Origin of the sequence: Kordiimonas marina, assembly GCF_023006325.1 — a bacterium.
GTDB lineage: Bacteria > Pseudomonadota > Alphaproteobacteria > Sphingomonadales > Kordiimonadaceae > Kordiimonas > Kordiimonas marina.
The window spans coordinates 612,145-636,337 of sequence record NZ_JAINDF010000002.1 but is presented as its reverse complement, the minus strand read 5'-3'; the positions used below and the strand labels follow the sequence as shown (position 1 = coordinate 636,337).

Sequence of the window (24,193 nt, the reverse complement as noted above, 5' to 3'; positions counted from 1 at the left end):
CCCTGCTCCTTTTCAGAACCGTGCCCGGCCTAGGAAAGAAGCTGAACCAGAATTATCTGTCCATTCACGCTCAGGCTGCGCGCCCGGATCTGGATTTTCTGCCAGGTGTTGGGCGCCAGCAGGAGTTCCTCAGTCACCGGCGACAGGAATTTCTTGGTCACATAGCCCTCGGGTGCGACATATTTCACCTCCACTTCCACAGGCCCTTCAGCCTGGGACTCGCCACTGAAGCTGAGCCTCAGGGATGTCGGGTCCGTTGGGTGGCTGTAGAGAGTGTCGGACTGGTACCATACCCCCCAGTTCGGCGGCAAAAACGGCGGTGATACCGTCGCGATAACCCGCATTACCTGCGTGAAGTCCTTGGTGCCAAGCCGCATGGCGCTACGCTTGAGACGCTGGACCATCCCGGTGATCTCGGTGCTATCCGCCGTCTCCAGTTCCCCGGCGCGGAAGCCCTTGGTGGCGACGGCTTTGGCGCGGGAGCGGGAGAAACCGTTTTCCCGCAGGAAACGCTCGAACGTGCGCACGTCGGTAATGTCATCTTGCATTCTGTTGCCTTTCACGCTGGAGATGCGGGCCAGGTCATTGGCCGGGAAGGTGACGAGGGAGATTTCCATAAGGTCCGCGCGGGTGATGGTGCGCACGCCCCTAACACTGTCACGTGCGGCCTCCCGGGTGACGAAGCCGATCGAAAGCCCATCGAGCGCGCCCATTTTCAGAAGCGCGTAAGCCTCCAGCCCGCGGCCGGTCATGGCCAGGCGGCCCTTGACATAAAGGCCGCGGTCGTCCTCACGCACCACGTCAAAGCGGCCGATCGGTTCCTTGGCGTTATGCTGCCACAGAAGCGCAGGAAGATTGCCCTTCAGGCTATCAGCGAACGCGCCCTTGGCGACCACATCGCCGTCCCGGTCGACATTGCCGAAAATAGCGCCGTAGCCCTCAAACGTGCCCGGCGTATCCCCGGTTTTGACCTCAAGCGGCAGCTCGATGATATGGCGGTCCATGGTGTCCATCTCGCTCATGCGTTTTCATCCTTCTTGTCGGCCGCGCCCCAGCCGAGGGCGGCGCGTTTTTCATCTTTCGTCAGGAAATCGGCCGAGTTGATGCGGTTGAATTTCTGGGCGCGTTTGGCCTCGAGCGCGGGCACTTCATCCAGGTCGGCCTTGAAGGTCAGCCCGTCGCCGAAGCGGGGGCCGAGCCAGTGGGTGAGCTCGTTGAGGATGTCATGGAGAAGCGGGATGACGGTGTCTTCCCACAGGCTTTGCCGCGCCTCGGCATAGTTGGAGTAGGTCTGCGCGTCCGGCACGCCGAGCATTTGCGGCGGCACCCCGAACGCCAGCGCGATCTCCCGCGCCGAGATATTCTTGGCCGAGGTCCAGTCCATATCCTTGGGGCTCATGCCCATGTCCTGCCACTTGAGCCCGCCTTCAAGCAGAAGCGGCCGCCCGGCGTTCACCGGGCCTGTGTGCCGGTCTTCCACCTGCGCCTTCAGATGGCTGAACTGCTCATCGGTGAGCGCGACATCGGCGTTTTCCTGATAGAGGACACCCGACGGCGTGCCGCCGTTCTGGATCAGCGCCAGGTTCCAGCGGCTGCCGTCATTATGGGCATCGACCGCCATGGCCGCGGCCTCTAGGGGCGCCATGCCGTACCAGTCACTGAGCGGGTTGAAGGTCTTCATATGCAGGACGCTTTCGGCCGCGAAGCGCTGCTTCTTGCCGCCCACACGCTGTTCGAAGCCCGCGGGCAGGCCGTCGGCGCCTTCGATCACCGCCATGGTATCGGGGCGGAGGAGCCACAGCTCCTTCGGGGCCCCCTGTTCGGGGCCGACCGAAAGCGCATAGGCATTGCCGGCGATCAGATAATAGCCGGCGAGGTTATAGAGGAAATTCTCGCCCCTCAGACGCGGGTTGGGGCGGCGAATCAGGGTCAGGAGCGGGTGTTCTGTCAGCTCCATGTCGCCCCTGAAAAGCTGGATCGGCACGCTGGCGACCGCACGCGCCACCAGGTTGATCGCCCGGAAGGCGACGACATTCTGGCGGTAGCCTTCATCAGCCAGCCGGTCATAGCGGCGCGGGGTCGAGAGCGCCTGCCCCGGCCCGACCCGATTGAAAACCGGGCGGGTCCCTAAGCTACTTTCCGCCTTGGCTTCAGCTTTTCCGTCAAACGATTTCGGGGTGGCCCCACGGCCAAACAGTCGGTCGAACAGCATCATTCAGAGCATCCTTATGGTTGGCGTCGTGGCGGGGCGGAGCATCAGGTCCGTCAGCGCCCAGACAAGCGCATCGACCCGGTCCGGGCTCATGCCTGGTATGGGCGCGCCCGTGAAAGCGCACATCTGGTCTTCGAGCGCGGGGAAGCTGCCCGCATGGTGGACCCGGCCCTGTTCATAAAGCGCGGCCACCGGTTCGGCGCGCACGGCCTTGGACCGCGTGGCATGAACGGCCCGCACGGGCACGGTGGCATCAATCTGTGCGATGATGGCGGCGACCATGGCCCCGCCCTGGTTCGTTTCGGCAACGATACGGTCCGCTTTCAGCTTGTGATACAGCGCCACCGCGCGCGCGGCCCAACCGTGCGGGGTCATCCCGCGGGTGGTATCATCCGCCAGCACATAGGCACGGCCGTTCGCGGCCACACCAGCGGCGACGAGGCCGCATTCATCGGCCTTCTCGCCCGCGCTGGCGGGTGGGTCGACCGCGACCACAAGGCGGGTCAGGTCCGGCGCTTCCCGCACCCGCAGGCTTTCCAGCCTGTCCCGCTGCCACAGGGCACCGGGCACGTCTTCGAGGATTTCCGCCATCAGTTCCTGGCGGCCAAGGCGCGTGCCTTCGTAAGCTTTCACAATATCCCGCGCGAAACCGGGCGCGAGGTTATCGAGGTTGTCGTAGGTGGACCCACGCGTGACATGCACGCCCGCGTCCGCAATCAGTTTCTTCAGAACCGGCACCGGCTTCGGTGTGGTGGTGATCACCGTGCGCGGGTCATCCCCCAGCCTGAGGCCGAACATCAGCATGTTCCAGGTGGCATCGCCGTGGCGCCAGGCGCACAGCTCATCCGCCCAGGCGCAGTCATGCTGCGGGCCACGAAGCCGCTCCGGCTCCTCCGCGCTATAAAGCGTCGCCACAGCGCCGTTTGGCCAGCGAAGCGTGCGTTTGGTCGGTTCGAACTTGGGCCGCATCCAGGGCGGGCAGATGTTCAGAAGGCCGCTTTCGCCTTCAACCATCACCGCCCGGCCGTCATGCAGCGTCGGCGCGATGAGCGCGATATGCTTGGCCTTGCCCGCTTCCACCTGCGCGCGGACCCATTCGGCCCCGGTGCGGGTTTTGCCGAAGCCGCGGCCTGCCAGGATCAGCCAGTGGCTCCAGCTTCCCTTTGGCGGCAGTTGGGCTTCGCGGGCCCAGAAATTCCAGTCATATTTAAGCGTCGCCGCTTCCGCCCTCGTCAGCGACATCAGGAACGCCCGCCGCTTTTCCGGGCTCAGCGACCGCACGGAATTTGCGGAGAAGATCATCGCGGGCTCCTTCAATATCCATGTCCGGCGTGGGGGCGGCTTGTGTGCCGCCGTATTTCTCCGGCTTACGCGCCTTCAGAAGCTGCATCAGCATGCTGTCGGAAAATTCGGTGGTGTGGCCCACCACTTCGCCGCCCCGGAACACCGGCTTCTTGGTGCCCTTGACCGCCCGCATGAGCGCGGCATCCTCAAGCGCGTCGGCGCCCGCAGCCCACGCGACGTCCCACTCCCGCGCGAACGGGGCGGAACGCTGGCGCCAGCGGTACGGGGTCGCGCGGTCCACCCCGGCCTTGTCGGCCGCCCCCGTCACCGAATAACCGGCGGCAAGGGCTTCCAGGAACGTCTGCTGTTCCGCGTTCGGGGTATAACGCCGCGGCATGGAAGGCTCCTTCATGAGGGGAAAATGCAAAAAGCCGCGGGGATGTTCCCTGCGGCTTTTTGAGGCCCGCTCCGTCGCGGACACACGATCTCAACTTGACTGTCCCTATGGTGCACTAAAGCGCAAAAGGGTGCAAGTTATTTTTACGTTTTTCGTAATTTTTATTCTGACACGGCCGCTACCGCACCCTTATTCGCCTTCCTTCCCCACACCCCGGCGCCAGTCACGCACGAAGGCGATGAAGGCGGCGAGTGGTGCGGGCGGCTGGCGGCGGCTGGGGTAATAAAGGAACGGCCCGGGGAAGCTGACAGCCCAGTCCGGCAGTAGCTCAACCAGCTCGCCGCTTTCGATATAGGGGCGCGCGTAACCTTCGAAGCTGCCGACGAAGCCGATGCCATCGAGCGCCGCGCCGATCAGCAGCCGCATATCGTTGGAGACGAACGGCCCCTCGGTGCGGATATGGACGGTGCGGCCGTCTTTCTCGAACTCCCACGCGTGCTGGACATGGTTCTTGAAGCGGATGCCCAGCATCGGCTTACCCAGCAGATCCTCCGGCACCTTAGGGATGCCGTGCGCGGCCAGAAAGGCGGGTGAAGCCGTCAGCGCATAGCGTTCCGTGGGGCCAAGCGACAGGGCGATCATATCCCCGGCCAGGCTTTCCTCCCACCGGACCCCGGCGTCATAGCCTTCGGCGACGATATCGACGAACAGGGAATCGGTGATGATTTCCAGCTGGATGCCGGGGTGGCGCGCAAGGAACGGCCCGATCATGGGTGCGAGCACAAGGTGGGCCGCGGGCGGCGGTGCGTTGATGCGCAGGCGGCCGGTGACCGCCTCCTGCCGTTCGTGAATATCCGCGAGCGCATCCTCAACGTCCCGCAGCGCGGGCGTGAGGCGGGCGAGCAGCCGTTCGCCCGCTTCGGTCGGCGCCACGCTCCGTGTGGTGCGGTTGAGGAGCCTCAGCCCCAGCCGTTCCTCCAGCGCCTTCATGCGCTGGCTGAGGCCGGAGACCGACACCCGGAGCTCCGCCGCCGCGCGCCGGAAGCTCTTGTGCCGGGCGACGGCCGCGAAGGCGGTCAGGTCACGGAGGTCATGGTCATCCATCGGGCACCATTGTTCACTATAATGAATAGTTTGTTGATAATTATCACAATTATCACAACAGCGGACAAGCCCTATCTTGCGCGGGCAAGGCCTTGGTGGCGCCGAGAGAGAAAGCGCCCGGCCCGATGATCACGACACGCAGGAAAGGAAACGCCATGGATTACCGTATTCTCGGAAAAGACGGCCCCCGCACCTCCGCCCTCGGCCTCGGCTGCATGGGCATGTCCGACCTTTATGGCCCCGCCGACCGGACGGAAAGCCTGGCCACGCTGGCCGCCGCGGCGGAGGCCGGCATCACGCTTCTGGACACCGGCGATTTTTACGGTATGGGCCACAATGAAATGCTGATCGGCGACGCGCTGAAGACCGTGCTGAAGCCTTACGGGCGGGACCGGTTCCTGATCAGCGTCAAGTTCGGCGCACTCCGCGACGTCCGGCGCGGCTTCCTCGGGTATGACTGCCGCCCGAAGGCGATCAAGAATTTCATCGGCTATTCGCTTCAGCGTTTGGGCGTCGACCATATTGACATTTACCGCCCGTCCCGGCTGGACCCCGATGTGCCGATCGAGGACACCATCGGCGCAATCGCAGACCTGGTCCAGGCAGGCTACGTCCGTCATATCGGGCTTTCGGAAGTGGGGGCCGAGACCATAAAGCGCGCGGCCAAAGTTCACCCGATCAGCGATTTGCAGATCGAATATTCGCTCATCTCCCGCGGCATCGAGGATGAGATCCTGCCCACATGCCGACGCTTGGGCATCGGCATCACAGCGTACGGCGTTCTTTCCCGCGGGTTGATCAGCGGCCACTGGTCGAAAGCGCGGGATATGAAAGGTGACTTCCGCGGTTTCAGCCCACGTTTCAGCCCGGAGAATATCGACGCCAACCTCGCGCTGGTGGAGCGCATCCGCATGGTCGCCGACCGGCTGGGTGTCACGGTGGCGCAGGTGGCCATCGCCTGGGTCGCGGCCCAGGGAATCAATCAGGGGGATGACATCGTGCCCCTTATAGGTGCCCGCAGGCGGGACCGGCTTTCGGAAGCCCTGGGCGCGCTTGATGTCACCCTCACGGCGGAAGACCTCGCCGTGCTTCGGGCCGCGACCCCGGCGGACGCCGTCGCGGGCGGGCGCTACCCCGAAGCCCAGCTCGCGCACCTGGACAGCGAGCGAAAAGCCGGGGCCTGAGACCGGCGGCAGGCGTGCCTGTCCGCCCATGGGACAGCACGCCTTTTCCGCTTTCGCCTTGCGAAACGGGTGCAAACATCGATAGATAGGGGAAACCATCCTGTTTGCTGACACGAGGCCCAGCCCCCGATGACAGACCGCCGTTTCACCGTCGATTATGCCCCTCACGCGGAGAACCTTCATGCCGCGCTTGAGGAGAACGGGCTCCATTTCTCAGCCTACACCGACTATTACGACCGGCGCATCAGGCCCGAGCGGCGCTTCAACGAAAATCTCGCGCTGACGGACGATGCCTACACCAGCGCGTGGCTGGAGCGTTATTTCGACTTCCAATCCCGCGGCACCGACCGCCTGGGACTTCTTCACGCCAAGGACTGCTGGGTCACCAATGAATGGGGGCTCGTCGTCATGGCGGCAAGCAGCCTGGCGGTCAGCGGCATGTATGGTTTCGGCTGGATGGACCGGCATTTTGACATTCTGGAAAGCACGGGGGATGTGGCGAGGGATGCCGGCGGCTTTACGCTGACGCCCATGAAGGACGGAGCCGAGCGGCAGGTCCTGCAGCTGGAAGGCACAAGCGCGCTCCTCTCCTTCCCCGGGGCGCTGACCTACGGCCACTGGATCGTCGATGTCGCCGGGCGGATGGAACTTTTGAACGCGCTGACCGACATGAACCGCATCAACCATTTCCTGCTGCCCAAGGTGGCGGGCTGGATGCGGCCGTTCCTGGTGGCCTACGGCATCCTGCCGGACCGGATTATCGAGCTGGACAGCGCCCACGTCTATGAACCCGAAGAGCTCATCCTGCCCACCACGCTGTCGCACCAGCCGGGCGGGGGGCTGCCGATCGCCTTTTCGCGCCTGGTGTTCCGACGCCTGGCCGCGCTCGCGCGTCAATGGGGCAAGCGCAAGAAGGACCAGACGCCCGCGCCCAAGCCCGGCGGTCTCGTGTTCATGGACCATAAGCGCATGACCGCGGCGCCCGGGCGGGAGCTCAGGAACGCCTCCGCGGTCCGGGACATGATTTTGCGCATGGGCGGGCGCACGGTTGACCCGCTCGCGCTTTCCTTGGCGGAGCTTACCGAAGCGCTTTCCGGCGCCCGGCTGGTGGTGGGGGAGGATTCGTCCGCGCTCCATAACATCATCTTCGCGCCCGCGCCTGTGTTGGTGATCGAGACCAGCCGCCAGAACCTTCTGCACGGCGCGATCCAGGAAGCCTGCCGCCGCAAGGTCGCCTTCTTCCAGGCTGATGAGAAGCCCGGGGGCTGGTACGCCGATACCGACCGCCTCAAGACCGTGATCAAGGGCATCCTCGGGGTCTGACACCCCCTTCGCTTCAGCCGCAACTGGGGGTAATCATTCATCCCCGGTAAAGATGCCGTAGCGTAAAGTCTTCCAGAAACCGCCAAAAACGGGTATAACAGGCCCGGGAGATTGGGAGAGTTCGTCATGTATCACAAAGACGCTACGCATCACCAGCATAGCTGCGCCAACGCCAAGCCGGGCCACGGCATGGCCGCCCTCATGGGCATGTTTGTGTTTTTCGCCATTATCGGGTTTGCACTCTATTTCAGCCTGTCCCATACCTGAGGCCTGACGGCCCGAGACCAAGAGGCAAGAAAAAGCGCAAGGTAACCGCCACTATGGTGGTCTGTTTGGGGACACTATTTTAATCGGGAAAATTTTTTGGGCCTGCCTGGTTGGCGGGCCCCTTTATGTTTGCTCAGCGTAATGGTCGGGCTGGCCGGGCTGGTGCCTCACAGCAGACGTTTCAGGCCGGGATTTTGGCGAGCTGCGCCTTCACCTGCTCATCCACCGGCACGCCGTAGCCCAGGTCGATAAACTCGAAGTCCCGGACCATGAAGCTCTTGATCTTGTTATCGTCGGCCGTGCCATAATGGTGGACCGACCGGCGCATCGCCATAACGCCGAGCAGATAGCGTACCTCGCCTTCCTCGGTCGAGAACGGCAGGTTGAAGCTGTGCATTTCCATGGTCCGGCCGCTTAGGAAGGTGACCTCGCGGTCCAACCGGCAGCCGCAGGGCTGGTCGCACATGGCTGCGGTCATGTCGGCGAAAAAGCCCCACTGGCTTTCATCGTAAAATTCCAGATAGCACTGCCCGGTGAGCGAGCGCCCGGCCGCGGCCTCCAGCGCCGTGCCCGCAAGCCGGACATGCAGGTCATATTCCCCGCGGCGTTCGATCAGCATGATATAGGGAAGCAGTCTCGGCACCCGCATCGGATTGAACTGGCGGCGGCGCGGCACGCGGCCGTCATTTTGCCGCTGCAGCTCACGCCAGTAGCTCCGCAATTCATCAAATTGCTGTTGATGCAACATCCAAGGGGGTCCCTTAAAAACTCACCAAAACCCCGCCTGGGGCACGCGTTCCCCTTTCCGGAGAATCGCTTATGAAGTTCTAGCGGAAAGCCATAAATTCGCGCTTAACATTTATCGACAATTTTAGCGGCCTGCGCCTCATGCCCAGGATTTCAGCCGCCATTCGGCACCCCGAATCCCAGGTCGATATACTCGGTCCCCAACTGGTGCAGATCACCTTCGCTGGCATCACCATGATGGCGGCGCACCCTTGAAATGCCGATAACATAGCGGGGGGCACCCTGCCGGTCCGCGAAGGGCAGCAGGATGGTTCTGGTATGGTAACAGGGGTCGTCGCCCACCTTCAGCAGCCGGTCCTGCCAGGCCCCACAGGGTAGGCTGAAAAGATTGTCATAGGTTGCCAGATGAGCTTCGCGTTCTTGCGCGCCGTAGCGGTCCAGCACGTTGGACCCGGTCGCCGGGCTGCCCGTCAGGCCGTCAAGCGCGGTCCCCACAAGCCGGATCATCAGCTCTTCAGGGGCCTGGCGCTCCACCATGAACATGAAGGGCAGCAGCTTCGGCACTTCCATCGGGTTGAATTGCTGGCGGCTAGGCACCACGCCATCAGCTTCCGCCCTCAGTCTGTGCCAATAATTCAGCAGATCATCAAAATACTCGAGCCGCGCCACGTGAACCCCCAAGCCATGGTTAATGAATATTTACCAAGGCGGCTTGATATACGCGGAAAGTATGAAGGGGTATTTAAGGATTGATTCAAATTTTATTTTCATTTTCCTCAATTTTTACAAATCAAGGAGTCTACCCAGGTCCATCTTCCCTTATTTCAAACCACCGATCCTTCCGAAACGCTTGGTGGCACGCCATATCCGAGGTCGATATATTGGACCGTCCGCACGTGCGACTGTTTAAGCTCCATCACCTTCGGCTCCCCGGTGACATGGTCACTGCGCACGCTCAGAAGCCCAATGATATAGCGGATATCGCCGTCCCGGCTGGCAAGCGGCAGTCCCATCTCCCTGAGGTCATGAGTCTTACCATCCTGGAATGTGGTCCGGCGGATCAGCCGGACACCACACGGCTGCCTGCAAATGTCCCCGGCCAGCTTGCCATAAAAGCCCCGCTCCGCCGGGTCACACAGGTCGAGAAAATTGTGCCCGCTCATCTGGCCGTGGAACGCGGCGTCAAGCGCCGTCCCCGACAGACGGACATGCAGATCATCCGGCGCCCGAACCTCAATGAGAAAGACAAACGGCAGGAGGCCCTTCAACCGCATGGGGTTGAAGGTTTGGCGTTGGGGGACAGGAGTTTCTGCCACCTGCAGCTCACGCCAGTAAGACAGGAAAACTTCAAACTCCTCCGCCCGGGGCATCGGAACTGTATCCATTTCGGGGATTATCCTACGCCCAATAAGTTAAAAGTGCATAAACACTTAAAGTGGCAAAACCGTCGAAATAAGCTGTAAATCCGCCGGAGATGCCCCTTTTTCCGCCTCTTGCTTCCCCTGCCCTCAGGCCTGCATCGCGATGATGGCCGCCAGCCACTGGAGCCCGCCTTCATAGCGGCGCTTGAGGGTCCAGCGTGACAGGTTGGCCCCCAGGGACCGGCGGACCTTGGCCCAGGGAATCCGCGCCTGTGTTTCGCCGTCCTGATGCCAGGCGCTCCAGAACAGGATGCGCCGGTCGGTCACGTCCGGCAAAAGCTGGAGCAGGTCCAGCGTCGGCTGCATGTCGTCGATCTCCTGTGCGGTGATGCGCACCCGGCGCCGGGCCTGGAATGTGGTCAGGCTTTCAGGGGCGTATGTGCTGCTCTCGGCCACGGTTTCAGGCCACAGGCAGCCTTGCATCCGGCGGAAGCCTGCTTCGCGGTCCGGCAGGCGGCGCAGCGTCCAGGCGGCGGAGACAAGCCGCCCTTCAAGCCGCGGCATCAGTTTCTCCTTGAGGCTGAGCCCGGCATCGTCCCGCCCCCCTTCCTGCCGTGTCACGGCGGCGAGGGTTCGGGCGGTCTTGAGAAGCGTACGGTCGGGTGTATTGGCTGAGATCATCAAGGGCAGGTCCTTCTGCTTGAGGGAGGAAATACGAAGGGAGGAACAGCGGGCGGCTCAGTCCGGTTACGACCGGCGCCAGCGGAAAGCCGGCGCATAATCGGCAAACACATCTTCGGGAATATCCGGGTTCGGCCGCAGCCGCGGATCCGGCCCCAGGCTGGCAGGCAGGAAATGCGGATGGTCCGGCCCGATATGCCAGTTGGTGGCCAGATAATCCCCCCGGAAGCGGCTGGTCGCATCGCCGAGGAACAGCCGCCAATGGGCCGCCGACGTCCGGTCGAACGGCTGCTTTTCGGGCGCGCCGGGGTGGGTTTCCGCGTGGCTCGCGCCTGCCTTCACCGCGCCCAGGCGGGCATCGCGGGCCTCCAGAACCGCGGCGGTGTAATAGTTGAGCGACTGGGGCGCCTTCCCGCCCTTGGCGGCTTCCCGGCGTTTGAGGCGGTCTATCACCGGCAGCACATCGGCCACCAGATCCGCGCCCGCAGCCTGCCAGGCATGAAGCGGGCTGAGGTCGAGCCCACCCTCCGTGAGGCCCGCGGCGGCTGCAACCGGGCCACGCCAGGCGGTGACACCACCGGCTGAAGGCTCAAGCGGCGGCGCCGAAGGCACCCCATCCTCATTATCCGGGCAGGCAGCAGCCGCCACTTCTGGTTTTGGAGTCTGGACTCTGGCTTTGGTTGCCAGCTTCTGGCCAACACGGCGGCTACCCTTGGCGCCGCTAGCCCCGCCAGTAGCGTCCGGCATGGCCCCGCTCGTGGCTCCGCTACCTTTTCGCTTGTCATCCGCCAGCTTGGCGGCCTTGGCACGGCCACCCTTGGCGCCATTTTCGCGGTTGCGGGTCACGCGTTCCTGCACGCCTTCATAAACGGCACACAGTTTTTTCTGCTGCCAGTAACCGCCTTCGGTGGTGAAAAAGTCCATCAGCACCGGGCGAAGCTTGCGCCAGCGCGCCGCAGTGACGCCCACAAGCCGCGCCAGCGTGCGGTCGTCATCCCGAAGCCGGCAGCCCCGCGTCCGCCACGCGCACATCAGCAAAAGGAGATAGGCGCCATGTTCCTCCGCCGTCAGGTGCCGGGTGTCGGCGAGATAAGCGTCGGTAAAAAGCGGCAGCGCCGGAAACTCAGCCATCAAGGGCCCTTTCGCGTGATACAGGTTGACTTTTCTAGGCTCTTATGATTACGGTAATCGTAACTTATTGCAACTATAAAATTACGATAAACGTAATTATTGCGATTGCAGGATGAAACACCATGGCCAAACTGCCGACACAGGAATGGATGCGCGACGCCTTGAAGGCCGAAGGCCTGAAGCTCAAGGACGTCGCCGAAGCGCTAGGGGTCGCCCCGCCGCGCGTGAGTGATATTTTGAAAGGCAGCCGGGAAGTGCAGGCCGATGAGGTCATGCCGCTTTCCGAGCTTCTGGGCATGTCGCCCCAGTCGCTGCTGAGGAGCCTGGCGCTTGGCGAACGCACGCTGGTGCCGGGCACGGGAACCACCAGCCTGCCGATCCTGGGCCAGTTGGCCGGGGACGGCACGCTGACGGACCTGCCGGCCGACCTGGGCTTCGACACGGTGCCCTGCCCGCCGGACGTCAGCCGCAGCGACGGGCTTTATTGCTATATGCTGGCCGACGGCTCGATGGCGCGGGAAATCCGGGCAGGCAGCCTGGTTATCGCCGCCGATCCCAAGCTGCATTATGCCGCCATCGCCCCCGGCGCGATCCTGCTGGTGAAGACGGCGGAGGGCACCCGGCTGTTGCGCCAATATGTCCGCACCGACGCGGGTGAGGACTGGCTGGTGCCACTGCCGGAAACACCGAACCCGGCCTATGCCAGCCTGCGGTTGAGCCTGCTGCCGGGTGGCCTTGGCCCCAGGACAGAAGGCGGCACCCTCAGGGCTGAGGATATCGTCGGGGTGGTTTTGTGGGTGCACAGCCGCATCGGCCAGAAGGCCTGATCTTTCAGTTGGGCCGCGTATCCGGCCACGTCAGCGTGGCGGCAGGCCTTTTTCGGCGACAATCTTGTCCAGCACCCCAATGAGCGCCACCGCCGCGGGCGTATGGTGACAATGCAGCCTCAGTTCCAGATGGACGAAAGGCTTGTCCCCCAGCCGGACCAGATTGTCCGGCATTTTCACCAGGCCGTTCTCCACTGGCGGCCCGAGGGTGACGGCATCGACCCGGCCGCTTTCCACCATGGCGATCAGCGCCTCATAGGACGGGGCGTATCGCCACGTGACCGGCAGGGTCTTTTCAGGGTCCGTATAGCGTTCCGCGCCTTCAAGCGTACCCGCGCTTTTGAGATCCGCCCAACGTTTAAACCCCGCCCCTTTGCGCACATACAGCCAATAGTCACCTATCGCGAATACACGGCTTGTCAGCTCGCCCCCCAGAATGGGCTTGCCCCGGAAGATCACACAGCTATTCGGGTCATCGACATAAAGGTGATAGGCGCGGCGGATTGGCGTGACATGAATCCGGTGGTTTAGGGAAAGGCTGCCCAGCAGCCGCTCGAACCTGAGGGCTTCCGCCGTCTTCTTGCCCTGGGTTCCACTGGAATAGGCAATAGGCCAATAGATTGTCAGGCTTTCCGGGCTGCTCACATGGCCGCGGCCGTCCTGGATGGGCGCCAGAGAAGACGCCAATAAAGCCAGCCCCGTCATCGCTGAAATCACGCCACCATCTCCTGCCTAGGGGCACATCTGCCCTCAGCGGCCACCCGCCTTAATGATAGCATCCATCCGGTCGATCAGCGCCTGAGCTTCCGGCGTCGGCCGACAGTGGAGCCTGAGCTCCATACGCACGAACGGCTTGTCACCGACGCGCGTAACGCCGTCCGGCAATTTCACGGCACCATTCCGCGCGCCGGGCCCCAGCGTCACCGCCTGCACCCGGCGATTTTTCAACATCCCCATCAGCGCTGAATAGGAAGGCGCATACTGCCAGCTGATCCTGTCGTACCCCGTGGGACGAAAGAAACGTTTCACGCCTTCAAGCGCCGCCGCCGTCTGGATATCGTCAATCTTTTGGATACCCGCGTCCGCACGCACATAGAACCATTGTTCGATGGAGGTGAACGGCTTGCTGATCAAATCCCCGTCCGTGAGCGGGACACTGCCGTAGGGCGTGCAGCCCGCCTTGGCGGCCCCATAGAGATGGAAAGCGCGTTTGATCGGCATGAAGGAAAAACGGTGCGGCACCCCAGTCTGCTTGAGCAAAAGCTCCAGCCGCTTGCTGTTGCCGGTCATCTCCTTGCCGGCCCTGACATAATAGGGCACCGGCCACAGGATTTCGAGCGCCTTGGCGTCAGACTGATCGAGGGGCGCGAACGACGGGACACCGCCCGTGGCCTCTTCCGGCACAGGTGGGGATATGTCCGTCGGCGTCACCTGCGCTGAGGCGGCCACCAACATCATCGCTGCCACGACTGGAAACATAGAATCCTTTCCCGATCCCCATATCCACAAAATACATCGAATTATATGTATAACACGTTAACTGTAGGCACGCGCGTCAGCCGAATTCAAGCAGCAGGGTCGCAGCGGTAACCGTTTTTATAATGATGACGCACCCATGAATGAATTCTAACGGAAGATCACCTAGCCGTCTTTCGCTGACTGCGACGGCATAGGGGCGGGAGGCCCGATTTTGGTGGCACCTTCCAGAAAATTACAGATATCGTATTTTTATCCTTGCCAAATATTTACGTTTTTCGTAACTTGTTGTCATCGGCACCGACACAAAGCGCGGTGACATGAGCAAGACAAAGCGGCAGCACACACGCCTGCCGCCAAGGCGAAGCCCCCGGCCCAGCGTTCGGCACCCGGCCTCCTCCCCGAGGGTGCCAACGCCCGTGAGAGCCGCGGCCACAGAACCGGGTAAATCCGGGTCCGTGTCATGTCACTGCAGTGTTTGGCAGCCGGTCCCCTGTTAAATGCCCTCCGCGCGCTCAAGCCGGAGGCGGGGTTTTACGGACTGGTGCCTGCCTTGCTCCCCGAAAGGCAGGCACCGACTGTCCGGGACGCATTCACCGGCTCCCTAAAAAAATACCCCCGCAAGGCCACGCAAGACCTCACGGGGGCTATTAATCCCGGTGGGCGGGATGAGGGTCAGAAATAGGTTTCCAGCTCCAGCATCGCCTTGACGCGGTTGTCTGGGGCGGCGGCCGACAGCCCGACCTGATAGCCGAGCTCATATTTAAAGTTCCATTTGGTGGTGATCGGGATCACACCGCCGACGACGGGGCCGAGCGTATGCTGCTGCTCCCGCGCGGGTTTGAACTCGCTCAGCTCGCCGAAGCCGCCAAAGCCTTCGACGCCGAACTCGAACGCGCGAATGAGGCGGTAGCGGGTCTGCCAGGCATAGCCCAGTTCCAGCCCGTCCGGGTTGGGGCCGGAGATTTCCTTCTCGAAGATAATATTCACGCGGTTGATGAAACGCCCGGTTTCCTTCTCAAGGAGCAGCTTGCCCTCCAGCTTGTCATGGCCGCCTTCCCGGATGCTGTGCTCATATTCAAGGTAAAGCCCGGCATCGAGCCAATGTTCGCCCTGCTCGGTCAGCTGGATGATGTTTTCCCAGGCGAAGGCCTCGGCCTTCAACGGGTCCCCCGGCTCCTTCTCGGTTTCCAGATACAGCGCCGTGGACCAGCGGTCGGTCACGCCGTAGCCGACCTCCCACTTGTGGGACTGGTCGCCGCCCTTGTCACGGTGGCCGATGAATTCCAGCTCCAGTTCGCCCTTGTGGACGATGGGGCTATAGACCTTGTCGCCCGCATAGGCCGGCTTGCCCGTGAGCATGCCACCCGCAAGGCTGAGCGAGAGCAGGACAATGGCGGCGGCACCAGCGGATTTCGGCAATTTCGGGGGTAATTTCGGGGCACGGGGTTTGCGGATCATGAAAGCTCCAATAATGGTAATCGTAACAAGGTAGGCCACCAGCTGGATGCCCAGGGGCCGCGGCGTATAGCCGACAAGCGTATGCAGCGCCTGGCCGATGAGGTTGCTGTCGCTGAGGAGACTGCTGGTGTCCCAAAGAGGGCCGGCGCTGAGCGCGGGCAGTGCGTCAGCCTGCACCAGGAAGCGCGCAGCTTCGGACGCCATACCGGCGGCCAGCAGCAGGATCATCCAGCCGGTCACACGGAACAGGTGGCGCGTGGGGATGCGGAGAAGGCCGAGGTAAAGCCCGGCGCCGACGACTGCCCCGGCCAGAAGGCCAAGCCCGCCGCCCAGCGCCATCTGCGACGCACCACCGGCGCTTGCCGCCATGCCGTACAGGAACAGCACGACTTCCGAGCCTTCACGCAGGACCGCGAAGCTGACCACGAACGCCAGCGCCCGCATCGGCAATTCGCCTTCGGCCACCGACGTGCCGACCCGGTTCATATGGGCCGACAGCTCACGCGCATGTTCGGCCATCCAGATATTGTGCCAGGCCAGCATGGCGACCGCGGCCAAGAGGATGCCCGCGTTGAGATATTCCTGCCCCATGCCTTCAGCCATGTCGGAGATGGCCCCGGCGAACAGTGCGACGACGGCGGCACCCAGGAGCCCGGCAGCCACCCCGCCCGCAACCCAGCGGGCGCGCGCGGGCACACCGCGGGTGGCGGCCAGCACGATGCCGATGATGAGCGCGGCTTCAAGCACTTCGCGGAACACGATAATGGCGGTGGCAAACATCAGCCTTACTCCACGATCAGGCGGCCCTGGGCCGTTTGAGGATTGAATTCACCGAAGAATTTGTAGGTACCGGGTTTGAGCGGGCCGACGAAGACCTTGATCTGGCTGTTGCCGCGCACGATTTTCTCGCGGTTGAAGTCATAGCTTTCGAATTCTTCCGGCGTCGGGTCCTCATTGCGGACAATCAGCTTCACCTTGGTCCCCGCCGGGATCTTCAACTCCGCCGGTTCGAACTGGTGATTCTTGATCACGATGACATATTCCGGCACCTCGGCGGACACAGGCGCGGACAGCGCGCCCAGAGGCAGCATAAGTGCGAACAGCGAAAAGAGCGCGGCCCGGGGGGAGAACATGTAGCGGATCATCGGCGGTTCCTTGATAATAAGAATAATAATGATTCTCAATTACGTCTTTCTCTAACTGAAGGCGCGGAAGCCGTCAACTGCTTTATCGCGGTCCCCTCCAGGCACGGAAAGGCCTGTGCCGGACGGGCCATACCCGGGCACACACACGTGAAAAGCATCTGGAATATCAGGCGCTTGGCGGGGACAACCGGCATTCTCCCCGGCAAAACAGAAAAATATTATTATTTATATTCAATGGCTTGGGGAATATTCGCCAAGATTTTTCAAAAAAAATGGTCGAAGCATTCTCAAATTCCGCAACCCCGTCGTCTCAGTATCAGACACTTGGTCAGCGGTGGAGTTCCTCTTGCCGTGCCCAAGGCACCGATGGATTTTTGGCCCTGTGCCTGTCAACGTTGTCCCCCCAGGATGCTTGGCGAGCTGGCCCCCCAAAGGAATGCCGGACGGCACCGACCAGTGGCCGGGAGCAACAGCCCAACCAACCATGTTGCCCCCGGCCCCCTCCTCTCCGTAGGTATTGAATGTGTCCTCCCCCGAGGGTACCGGCGCCCCTTATAGCATTCCCTGAGGTGCCGGCCTTCGGGGACTTCCATATCTTTTTCTGTCAGGAATAAAGCTGCAGGCGGCGGTCAGCGGTGTATGCGCCGCGGTAGACGCAAAGCCTGCGCCCAGGGGGGGGGCAGACATGCGGCCGCCCCGGCAGACTATGCTGCCAGGGGGTACAGGCCGCGCCGTCTTCCGGGTTCAGCCGCGCGGCTTAGGCCGGAGAGGCGGTTTCATCCGCATACTGTTCGCGCAGCACCTGAAGCTGACCGGCGTAGGTTTCCTTCGCGGCCTTGTTTTCTTCAGCCTGCTGCTTCTCCATGATCGCTCTGTCATCCTTGGACAGAAGCGGGTTGGAGAGCGAGGTTTTATGGTCCCGCTGAAGCTGCTGCCACTCGGCCTTCTGCTGTTTCTTCAAAGCCTCAACCTTATCGAGATAGGCTTTGCGGACCGCATCAGGCGCATAGGCCAGAAGCGTTTCATGCTGTGCCGTGGCCTTTGTATCCTTGGCACCCGCGGTACCCGCCGCCATGGCTGGTGACGACGCCACCAGGCTCACAGCCGTCAAAGCACCGGCAAGAAACGTAAAAGCAACAAACGGTTTGGAATGCTGGTTCATCTTTCATCTCCCGCAATCCTAGCCCCACTGATTTTATAGGAAATGCCCGCGCAGGAAATGCGGCGGGAAAAGGGCAAAAAGGCGGCGAAATTGTTCATCTGGCGTTCAGCAAAACGCGCCCGGAACCAGCCAACCTCCCATCAGGAAAAGAAAAACCAGCCCAAAGAAAAAACCGGAAAGCCCTGCCCCGCATGTTGCGGCCCTCGGGCATCCCGGTTCGTATCTTCATCATCAGGGGGCGCTTGAGTTGGCCTCACACCCCCTGGCGAGTCTTCAGCTCAGCGACCTCAATCGTCGTCATCGCCCTTGGACTTTTTCTTTTCTTTCTTTTCTTTTTTCTCTGCCTTGAACCCGGCGGCTTTCATTTCTGACCGATGGCGACTTTTCATCGCCTTGCGCTCTTCTTTTTGCTGCGCCTTGAGCGCCTTGCGCTCCTCTTTCGTCAGCTCCTTGTTCGCCCTGGCAGCCTTCTGCGCTTTCATGAGATCGGACCATTCCTGATGCTGGCGGTCCTTCATCATCTTCATCTTCTGGTCCATGGCCTTGTCGCGATCGCGATCCTTGTCCATGTCCTTCATGCGCTCCATGTCGCCCTTGCCGGACTTCATCTTTTCGGCTTTTTCCATTTTGTCCTGTTTGGCGTGCCCCGGCGGCGCCGAAAGCGCCTGAACAGGTGCAGCCAAAAGTCCCAAACCTACCAACGCAACAGTCAACAACTTAACAGGGTGAGCCATTTCTCTTCTCCCTTAAATGTTGCCCCCAAGAGGCCCCTTATACCGCAAATCCGGCCAGGAGAGTAGCGACAACGCCAAAGCCGCCCAGGGCAAGGCCTGAGACGCTGTTTCAAGGAAGGGGAAGAGCCCGCAAAAGAGGAGACCGCCGGGCTCCTGGATACATGAACTTGGGGGGACTGGCATCCAGGGACGGTCTCTCGGATCAGGAGGAGTGTAGTCTCTGATTCCGAACTCTTTTGTGAGCTCCATGGGCGTAGCGCTCTCGCGCTTCGTCGTCATCGATTGTGCGACGAAACGGTCGATGCGAGCGATAAACCGAAGTTCGGCAGCGATACGCTGTGCGCGCGCCCTGGCCAGTACAGCGCCTGCACAGGGCCGACACGGCGCAGAAAGGTATATGACGCTACGGCTTAGCGTAATTTGAGGTGTGGGAACCGCCGCCCCGCCGGCGCCGGCAAAAGCCTATCGGCACCGCCCGCGGGCATGATGGCATTCATGGCTTCCGCACCGGCCCCCACGGGTTTGACGCCTGCCCTGTGAAGCATATCGCGGTAGGCCGCGTCGGTCTCCAGCTCGGCGATTCGGCTATTGAGCCGGCCGATCAGCGCTTCCGTCTCCGGCGTTTTGCGGCACACCACCGCAAGCCCGACATTGAGGAAACTGAAGCGGCCGTCGAAGGCAGGCAACTGCCGCCCCATATGCGCGAAGACAAGGCCGGTATCCGGCATCATCCCGGACATGACCTGCACCCGGCCGCTCATCAGCATCTCGGCCTTGCTCTCTTCATCATTGACCCCGATGATCTTGGCACCGGACCCCTTGAGGAGATCCATCATCATCGAGCCTGCGGGCAGCGCGATCCGCTTGCCCTTCAGGTCCGCCATGGTGTGCGGGGGTTCCTCCCCCGGCGCCGCAAACAGATGGGTTCTCGCCTCGAACAGGGGTTCGGTCTGCACCATCGGGTGCTTCTCATCCGCGAGGCCGCCCGCCTTCAGCACATCGACCGATGACGGAAACAAGCACCCGCCGGCGTCCGCCAGGAACTTCGCCTTGGCCCGCTTATAGGGCATGAGCTTATAGAAGGAGCGGCCCTCTTCGCGCTTGGTCAGCGCCGCGGCCACATCGTTATAGAAACCGCTGCCGTCCTGCGCCAGCGTATAGCCCCATGCGGTGGCATAGATAACCGGGGCGGTCTCAGCTTTCGCTTCAAGGGCCCCTGCCTCAAATGCAGACCCGCCTGTCAGGGCCGCCGCCAAAAGGCCGGAAATAAAAATAGATTTCAAACGCAACAAAAAGTCACCCAAGCCTGAATTACACCCAAGGCTGAGACAGCTGGCTTCTTGCGTATCCTTTCAAGGTGCCCCCGCACCCACAGGACACGACCAGTCTTGCCCCGTCCTCTCCCTCCAGTGACGGTCGCAAGCTTTCGACCACGGCGCAATGACAGATTGGCGGAAAACTGAAAATTTTACCAAAATTATAGCCCAACCGGGTGCCTGCTCGCGCTATGGGAATCACGTCACACCCTGAGGCTGTGAAGGGCCAAAATCCTGCAATCGTCTGCAAGGAAAAGCGCGCCAAATATAAGGAAGAGTCGCCCTTCCAGACCGGGTGCCATCCAGCACCCGGCGGCGACGGCACCCCGCATTCAACCCTACCGGCCCGAATTCAATTTCAGGCCGGTCAACCCGGGCACATTCGGCCCGGGCCCAGCTTCAGCCCAAGCCTGACTTCAGCCCAGGCCTGACGTCAACGGTGCAGGCTGGCCGCAAAATGGCGCATCAGCAGATCATGCAGCCCCTGGCGCGCGCCTTCGTCCTGCCGGCGGTAGATGATCCGCTCCCGCGTGAGCCAGAAGGTCTCCTGGAACGCGCCGAGAAGCGCCGCCGCCGTGTGCCCCTTGTAGGCCAGCACCTCTTCACTGAGGAAGGTGGCGAAACGGGTCAGCGCACCATCGAACCGGGCACCGAGCCCGAAGACGCTGTCTGCCGTCTCCGCCGCATCACCGGCCTTCTGCTGTTTGGCCTTTTGCGCCTTCGCCCCCTTGGGCGCCGCCATCTTGGCCGAAAGGTCCAGCGCGCTGATCACCCCGCCATGCTGGGCGCACAGCCGCATGAACAGGCTGACCATGATCGCGGGCGCCTCGGACACGAGCACGGGCGCGGCTTTCATTTCGGTGATCAACCCGTCGACCGTGCGCTCGCATTCTTCAGCCAGCCGGTCATCCAGGCAGTGCAAAAGCGCCGCCTTGTCGGAAAAACGATTATAGAAGGCCCCAACCGACGCCTCGGCCGAACGGACGATATCCTGCACCGAAACCTCATGCCACGGGCGTTCACCCAGAAGCGCCTCGGCGGCATCGAGAAACTTATAGAAAGTGCGGCGGCTGCGCCTTTGCGCTGGCGGTTCGGCCCAGCGCCCGTAGATCCACGGACCGATCGCGCCCGTGCTTACCCCAAAACCTGACTGTACCCCAGAAACAGAGCTCATACGTCACCCCTCGGCATTGCCCAAAATTCATCTCTCACCGCCCGAAGCCAAAGCCCCGGACGTCCGCATGTCCGTCCCAGTACGCCGTTCACCAGTGTCACCCGTGCCCGCCGCCAAAAGGCAGCCACAAGCGACCGACCGTCCGTCGCATCAACGCACGGCCGCGACCGGCCCCTTCAGCCACACCCAAAAGGCGCACCCAAAGATACATCGCCAACCCGCCACCCAAGACGCGCCAGCAAAAAGCCGAACCGTTTTCTTCATTTTTCCGGCCCTTAATTAGAATCAGAATTCTAATTCTATTACAAGAGGAAAATAGAATAAAAATAATGGGCTAAGGGAAGACTGGATGAGGAGCGGAAGGTGAGCGGAATGAAAGGATGGGCGGCGGAGGCCCTGTGGCATGGGGGCCGGGGCAAAGCAGGCAGGATGGCACGCGGGCTTTAGGGGCAGAGCTGCCGGGCGGAAAATCGCACCCAGTGGGTTGGACCGACTGGACCGGGAGGCGGGTTGGGCCTATGGTGTCATCCCCGCAGCCAAGGGATATTTCCATGAGTTTCCAGGATCATTTTTCCGCTGACAGCGCCGGCTACAAGGCCTTCCGCCCGGTCTATGACGACGGGCTCGCCGCCCTACTCGCCAAGGACCTGCCGGGGCACGCGCTCGCCATCGATGTCGGCTGCGGCAACGGCCAGTTTTCCGTGCATCTGGCTGACCATTTCGACCAGGTCATCGCCTATGACGGCAGCGCGGAACAGATCAAACACGCGGAGGCGCGTCCCAACATCGACTACCGGGTCGGCACCGCCGAGGCGCTGGACGCGGCACCCGAAAGCGTCGACCTCATCACCGCCATGCAGGCCGCGCACTGGTTCGACCTCCCCGCCTTCTACCATGCCGCTGACCGGGTGCTGAAACCGGGTGGGCGGCTGGCGTTGGTGGGGTACGGCCTGATGGACCTGCCGCCCGAGCTGGAGGCGCCGTTCCTGCATTTCTACCGCGATATCATCGGCCCCTACTGGCCCGCGGACCGTGCGCATATCGAAACCCGCTACAGCAAATTCAGCTTCCCCTACGCCGAAGACCCGGACCCCGGCTATGCGCTGACCGCCGATTGGTCGGTGGAGCAGCTGATCAATTATATGAACACATGGTCGTCGGTGAAACGCGCGACCCGGCAGTTGGGGGCAAACCCACTGGACGCCTATGCGCCCACCCTCCGGCAAGCGTGGGGCGATGTGGAGACGCGGCATATCCGCTGGCCGCTGTTCATGCGCTGGGGCCGGAAACCTCTTTGACGCCTACTTCCTCCGCCGCCTCTTCCGCGCGGGAGGCCACGAGCGTGAGCGGCGTTTTCCGCGCCACTTGCCGCGCCTTATGGCGGGCGTCCTTGGCGGTGCGGGCACGATAACCCCGGATGCCGTGCCACAGGAAAAGGCCGGTGCCGAAAAGTCCCGCACCCACATGCGCGATACTGGCGCCGAGGCTTAGGCCCTCCCCCCCGAAATAATAGATCCCAAGGCCGGTCAGCGCCATCAAGACGAAGCTGGAGACAAGCAGGCTGCCGGAGACCCGGTGCTTGCCCTTACGCCAGTGCCCGCGCATATGGACGGACCAGAGGGCGCCGAGGAACATCAGCATCAGGAAAGCGACCCCGGCATGCAGCGCGGCAGTCATCAGCCTTGCCGATGCCCCCAGCCGCCACGGCACATCCATTTCCAGCCGGAAATCCAGCATGCTGGGGATGAGGAGCAGCCCGCTGAGCAGAAGCCCAAATGCTGTGAGGATCAGCGTCCAGCCGAACAGTTTCGGATAGCCCTTCATGCCGCCACCTCCTGCGGTCCGGCGATAAGCGCACCGTGAAGCGCCCGGATGAGCGCCACGCGGTGTTGAGGGGCAGCGAGGGCTGCAATTTTGGTCAGCGCATCAGCCTGCCAGGCGTAGCGGGCAGACACGGTCCAGACACCGGGCATGGGCACGCCTGCGCCTGCCGATACGGTCAGGCTGGGGAAACGGTCCCCCGCGTGCGGGGCGACCAAGGAGGTTGCGATAGCACCGTTCTGAAGCGCGCCGATAGGGCGGAGGCTGCCATCCGCCTCACGCCTGCTGACAGGGATGGCATGGTCCCCGAAGGCGCGCATGTCCCCGCCCGCGTTGACCCACCCTGCCCTCATGCCAGCTTGGCGAAGCGCCTTCACCGCGCGGTCAACCGCATAGCCCTTGGCGATGCCGTCAAACGTCAGCGCGAGCGGGCGCCGGAGCCGCACGCAGTTACCGATAAGCTCGATATCGTCCGCCGTGCCGTAGGGGAGCGGCAGGTCATCCCCGCACCCCGGCAAGGCGCCTTCCGCGATCAGCGCGCCGCCGACCGTGGGGTTAAACAGCCCGCCCGAACGCCGCATCATCAGAAGCGACAGGCGGAGCACGCGGGCGAAGGCGGGCGGCAGGTCATGCCACACCATCGGCGCCGCATTCACGGCCCTAAGCGCGCTGCCCGCTTCCTGGAACGACAGCAGGCTGTGCACATGGCCGACCGCCTCGAACGCGCAGGTGATGGCGCGGTCGGTGGCGGCATTCCCGTCACCGGGAACACCGATCTCGACATAGGTGCCGAGAAGCGGGCGGCTGCGCAGGTGCTCAGCCACGGTTCAGCACCAGCTTTTCAAGCGCGAGCAGACGGTGGACGCCGTCCGTCAGGTTGCGGCAGGAAAGCGTCGCACCCGAGATGTTGGCAATGTCTTCATCGAGCTTGAAAACATCACCGAGCGTCTTGCCCTTGAACTGGGCGCGCCAGTCCGCCTGCATGACCTCATCGCCGTGGGTTTCGCGGTAGCTCATCACCTCCAGCCCCAGCACATGGCCGTCCGCCGACAGCGCCGCCGCGTAGGTGATGAACTCATGCTTGCCCACCACTTCATCGACGATGAACCAGCCGAGGGTTTTGCCCCCGGCCACGGCCTTCCAGACCTTCTGTTCATCCCAGCGCTGACGCACGCCGGAGAGCTTCTTGATCGCCTTCTTCTGGGCCTTCGTGAGGCTCACCGTATGGGGCGCGAAGCTTTCGGCATCCGGGAACAGAAGCTTTTGCGCCTGAGGGACCGAAAGATAATCCTTCGCGTAAACCGACTGGCTGATCGCCAGGACGGGCATAGTGAGCATGAAGCCGAAAGTGCGTGCGTCAGTCATGGGGCTTTCCTCGTTCCGGGA

At 62.4% G+C, this 24,193-nt stretch carries 25 protein-coding genes and 1 pseudogene; 5 read left to right on the top strand and 21 right to left on the bottom strand.

The window, feature by feature from the left end; all coding sequences use genetic code 11:
* Nucleotides 1–29 precede the first annotated feature (29 nt).
* The 5 genes from K6118_RS06275 to K6118_RS06255 form a co-directional block, all read right to left on the bottom strand.
* Nucleotides 30–1,022 carry an HK97 family phage prohead protease gene (locus tag K6118_RS06275; RefSeq protein WP_247119375.1) on the bottom strand — a complete coding sequence of 331 codons (993 nt, stop codon included), beginning with the start codon at nt 1,020–1,022 and terminating at the stop codon, nt 30–32.
* Nucleotides 1,019–2,215, bottom strand: coding sequence for a phage portal protein (locus K6118_RS06270; RefSeq protein WP_247119374.1), 1,197 nt, complete (start codon nt 2,213–2,215; stop codon nt 1,019–1,021). Before K6118_RS06270 ends, K6118_RS06275 begins: the two co-directional genes overlap by 4 nt.
* On the bottom strand, nt 2,216–3,454 hold the full coding sequence (locus K6118_RS06265) for a DNA-packaging protein (RefSeq protein WP_247119373.1): 1,239 nt from the start codon (nt 3,452–3,454) through the stop codon (nt 2,216–2,218).
* Nucleotides 3,420–3,893 carry a terminase small subunit-like protein gene (locus K6118_RS06260; RefSeq protein ID WP_247119372.1) on the bottom strand — a complete coding sequence of 158 codons (474 nt, stop codon included), beginning with the start codon at nt 3,891–3,893 and terminating at the stop codon, nt 3,420–3,422. Before K6118_RS06260 ends, K6118_RS06265 begins: the two co-directional genes overlap by 35 nt.
* Nucleotides 3,894–4,082: 189 nt before the next feature.
* Nucleotides 4,083–4,997, bottom strand: a complete 915-nt coding sequence (locus K6118_RS06255; protein WP_247119371.1) for a LysR family transcriptional regulator — start codon at nt 4,995–4,997, stop codon at nt 4,083–4,085.
* A gap of 155 nt (nt 4,998–5,152) precedes the next feature.
* Between K6118_RS06255 and K6118_RS06250 the strand changes: the two genes are divergently transcribed.
* The 3 genes from K6118_RS06250 to K6118_RS06240 all read left to right on the top strand — a co-directional run bounded on the left by K6118_RS06250 (nt 5,153) and on the right by K6118_RS06240 (nt 7,771).
* Nucleotides 5,153–6,181 carry an aldo/keto reductase gene (locus K6118_RS06250; protein ID WP_247119370.1) on the top strand — a complete coding sequence of 343 codons (1,029 nt, stop codon included), beginning with the start codon at nt 5,153–5,155 and terminating at the stop codon, nt 6,179–6,181.
* Between the two features lie 129 nt (nt 6,182–6,310).
* Nucleotides 6,311–7,504: a glycosyltransferase family 61 protein gene (locus K6118_RS06245; protein WP_247119369.1), complete on the top strand. Its 1,194-nt coding sequence runs from the start codon at nt 6,311–6,313 to the stop codon at nt 7,502–7,504.
* Between the two features lie 126 nt (nt 7,505–7,630).
* A complete protein-coding gene (locus tag K6118_RS06240) occupies nt 7,631–7,771 on the top strand; it encodes a hypothetical protein (RefSeq protein WP_247119368.1) in 141 nt (46 codons plus the stop codon).
* Between the two features lie 181 nt (nt 7,772–7,952).
* On the opposite strand, the gene K6118_RS06235 is transcribed toward K6118_RS06240, so the two are convergent.
* From K6118_RS06235 to K6118_RS06215, 5 genes are all read right to left on the bottom strand, one after another.
* A complete protein-coding gene (locus tag K6118_RS06235; RefSeq protein WP_247119367.1) occupies nt 7,953–8,519 on the bottom strand; it encodes a PAS domain-containing protein in 567 nt (188 codons plus the stop codon).
* A 152-nt stretch (nt 8,520–8,671) separates the two neighbouring features.
* Nucleotides 8,672–9,187: a PAS domain-containing protein gene (locus K6118_RS06230; protein WP_247119366.1), complete on the bottom strand. Its 516-nt coding sequence runs from the start codon at nt 9,185–9,187 to the stop codon at nt 8,672–8,674.
* A gap of 155 nt (nt 9,188–9,342) precedes the next feature.
* Nucleotides 9,343–9,903, bottom strand: coding sequence for a PAS domain-containing protein (locus tag K6118_RS06225; RefSeq protein WP_247119365.1), 561 nt, complete (start codon nt 9,901–9,903; stop codon nt 9,343–9,345).
* A 123-nt stretch (nt 9,904–10,026) separates the two neighbouring features.
* A complete protein-coding gene (locus K6118_RS06220; RefSeq protein ID WP_247119364.1) occupies nt 10,027–10,560 on the bottom strand; it encodes a hypothetical protein in 534 nt (177 codons plus the stop codon).
* A gap of 66 nt (nt 10,561–10,626) precedes the next feature.
* Nucleotides 10,627–11,691 carry a YdaU family protein gene (locus K6118_RS06215; RefSeq protein WP_247119363.1) on the bottom strand — a complete coding sequence of 355 codons (1,065 nt, stop codon included), beginning with the start codon at nt 11,689–11,691 and terminating at the stop codon, nt 10,627–10,629.
* Nucleotides 11,692–11,813: 122 nt separating this feature from the next.
* Here K6118_RS06215 and K6118_RS06210 point away from each other — a divergent pair, with 122 nt between their 5' ends.
* On the top strand, nt 11,814–12,518 hold the full coding sequence (locus tag K6118_RS06210) for a helix-turn-helix transcriptional regulator (RefSeq protein ID WP_247119362.1): 705 nt from the start codon (nt 11,814–11,816) through the stop codon (nt 12,516–12,518).
* Nucleotides 12,519–12,548: 30 nt separating this feature from the next.
* Here K6118_RS06210 and K6118_RS06205 read toward each other — a convergent pair whose 3' ends face one another.
* The 8 genes and pseudogenes from K6118_RS06205 to K6118_RS06170 all read right to left on the bottom strand — a co-directional run bounded on the left by K6118_RS06205 (nt 12,549) and on the right by K6118_RS06170 (nt 20,986).
* Entirely contained in the window at nt 12,549–13,235 is a 687-nt protein-coding gene (locus K6118_RS06205; protein WP_247119361.1) for a type 2 periplasmic-binding domain-containing protein, read from the bottom strand.
* A gap of 33 nt (nt 13,236–13,268) precedes the next feature.
* The gene (locus K6118_RS06200; RefSeq protein ID WP_247119360.1) at nt 13,269–13,997 is read right to left on the bottom strand and encodes a hypothetical protein; all 729 of its coding nucleotides are present in this window, start codon (nt 13,995–13,997) and stop codon (nt 13,269–13,271) included.
* A gap of 1,404 nt (nt 13,998–15,401) precedes the next feature.
* A pseudogene (locus K6118_RS17620) lies at nt 15,402–16,235 on the bottom strand (FTR1 family iron permease); the annotation flags it as partial.
* Between the two features lie 5 nt (nt 16,236–16,240).
* Nucleotides 16,241–16,600 carry a cupredoxin domain-containing protein gene (locus tag K6118_RS06190; RefSeq protein WP_247119358.1) on the bottom strand — a complete coding sequence of 120 codons (360 nt, stop codon included), beginning with the start codon at nt 16,598–16,600 and terminating at the stop codon, nt 16,241–16,243.
* A 757-nt stretch (nt 16,601–17,357) separates the two neighbouring features.
* The gene (locus tag K6118_RS06185) at nt 17,358–17,762 is read right to left on the bottom strand and encodes a hypothetical protein (RefSeq protein WP_247119357.1); all 405 of its coding nucleotides are present in this window, start codon (nt 17,760–17,762) and stop codon (nt 17,358–17,360) included.
* A gap of 287 nt (nt 17,763–18,049) precedes the next feature.
* On the bottom strand, nt 18,050–18,496 hold the full coding sequence (locus K6118_RS06180) for a hypothetical protein (protein WP_247119356.1): 447 nt from the start codon (nt 18,494–18,496) through the stop codon (nt 18,050–18,052).
* A 410-nt stretch (nt 18,497–18,906) separates the two neighbouring features.
* Nucleotides 18,907–19,779 (bottom strand): substrate-binding periplasmic protein, encoded by an 873-nt coding sequence (locus K6118_RS06175; protein WP_247119355.1) that lies wholly within the window; start codon nt 19,777–19,779, stop codon nt 18,907–18,909.
* A 466-nt stretch (nt 19,780–20,245) separates the two neighbouring features.
* Complete coding sequence (locus K6118_RS06170; protein ID WP_247119354.1) at nt 20,246–20,986, bottom strand: TetR/AcrR family transcriptional regulator; 741 nt, start codon at nt 20,984–20,986, stop codon at nt 20,246–20,248.
* Between the two features lie 551 nt (nt 20,987–21,537).
* Here K6118_RS06170 and K6118_RS06165 point away from each other — a divergent pair.
* Nucleotides 21,538–22,284 carry a class I SAM-dependent methyltransferase gene (locus K6118_RS06165; RefSeq protein ID WP_247119353.1) on the top strand — a complete coding sequence of 249 codons (747 nt, stop codon included), beginning with the start codon at nt 21,538–21,540 and terminating at the stop codon, nt 22,282–22,284.
* Here K6118_RS06165 and K6118_RS06160 read toward each other — a convergent pair.
* From K6118_RS06160 to K6118_RS06150, 3 genes are read right to left on the bottom strand one after another with little or no spacing between them, the layout of a single operon-like run.
* Nucleotides 22,256–22,810, bottom strand: coding sequence for a hypothetical protein (locus K6118_RS06160; RefSeq protein WP_247119352.1), 555 nt, complete (start codon nt 22,808–22,810; stop codon nt 22,256–22,258). The two genes, K6118_RS06165 and K6118_RS06160, sit on opposite strands and share 29 nt — an antisense overlap.
* A complete protein-coding gene (locus K6118_RS06155) occupies nt 22,807–23,631 on the bottom strand; it encodes an FAD:protein FMN transferase (protein WP_247119351.1) in 825 nt (274 codons plus the stop codon). Before K6118_RS06155 ends, K6118_RS06160 begins: the two co-directional genes overlap by 4 nt.
* Complete coding sequence (locus tag K6118_RS06150) at nt 23,624–24,172, bottom strand: FMN-binding protein (RefSeq protein WP_247119350.1); 549 nt, start codon at nt 24,170–24,172, stop codon at nt 23,624–23,626. Before K6118_RS06150 ends, K6118_RS06155 begins: the two co-directional genes overlap by 8 nt.
* Nucleotides 24,173–24,193: the final 21 nt, after the last annotated feature.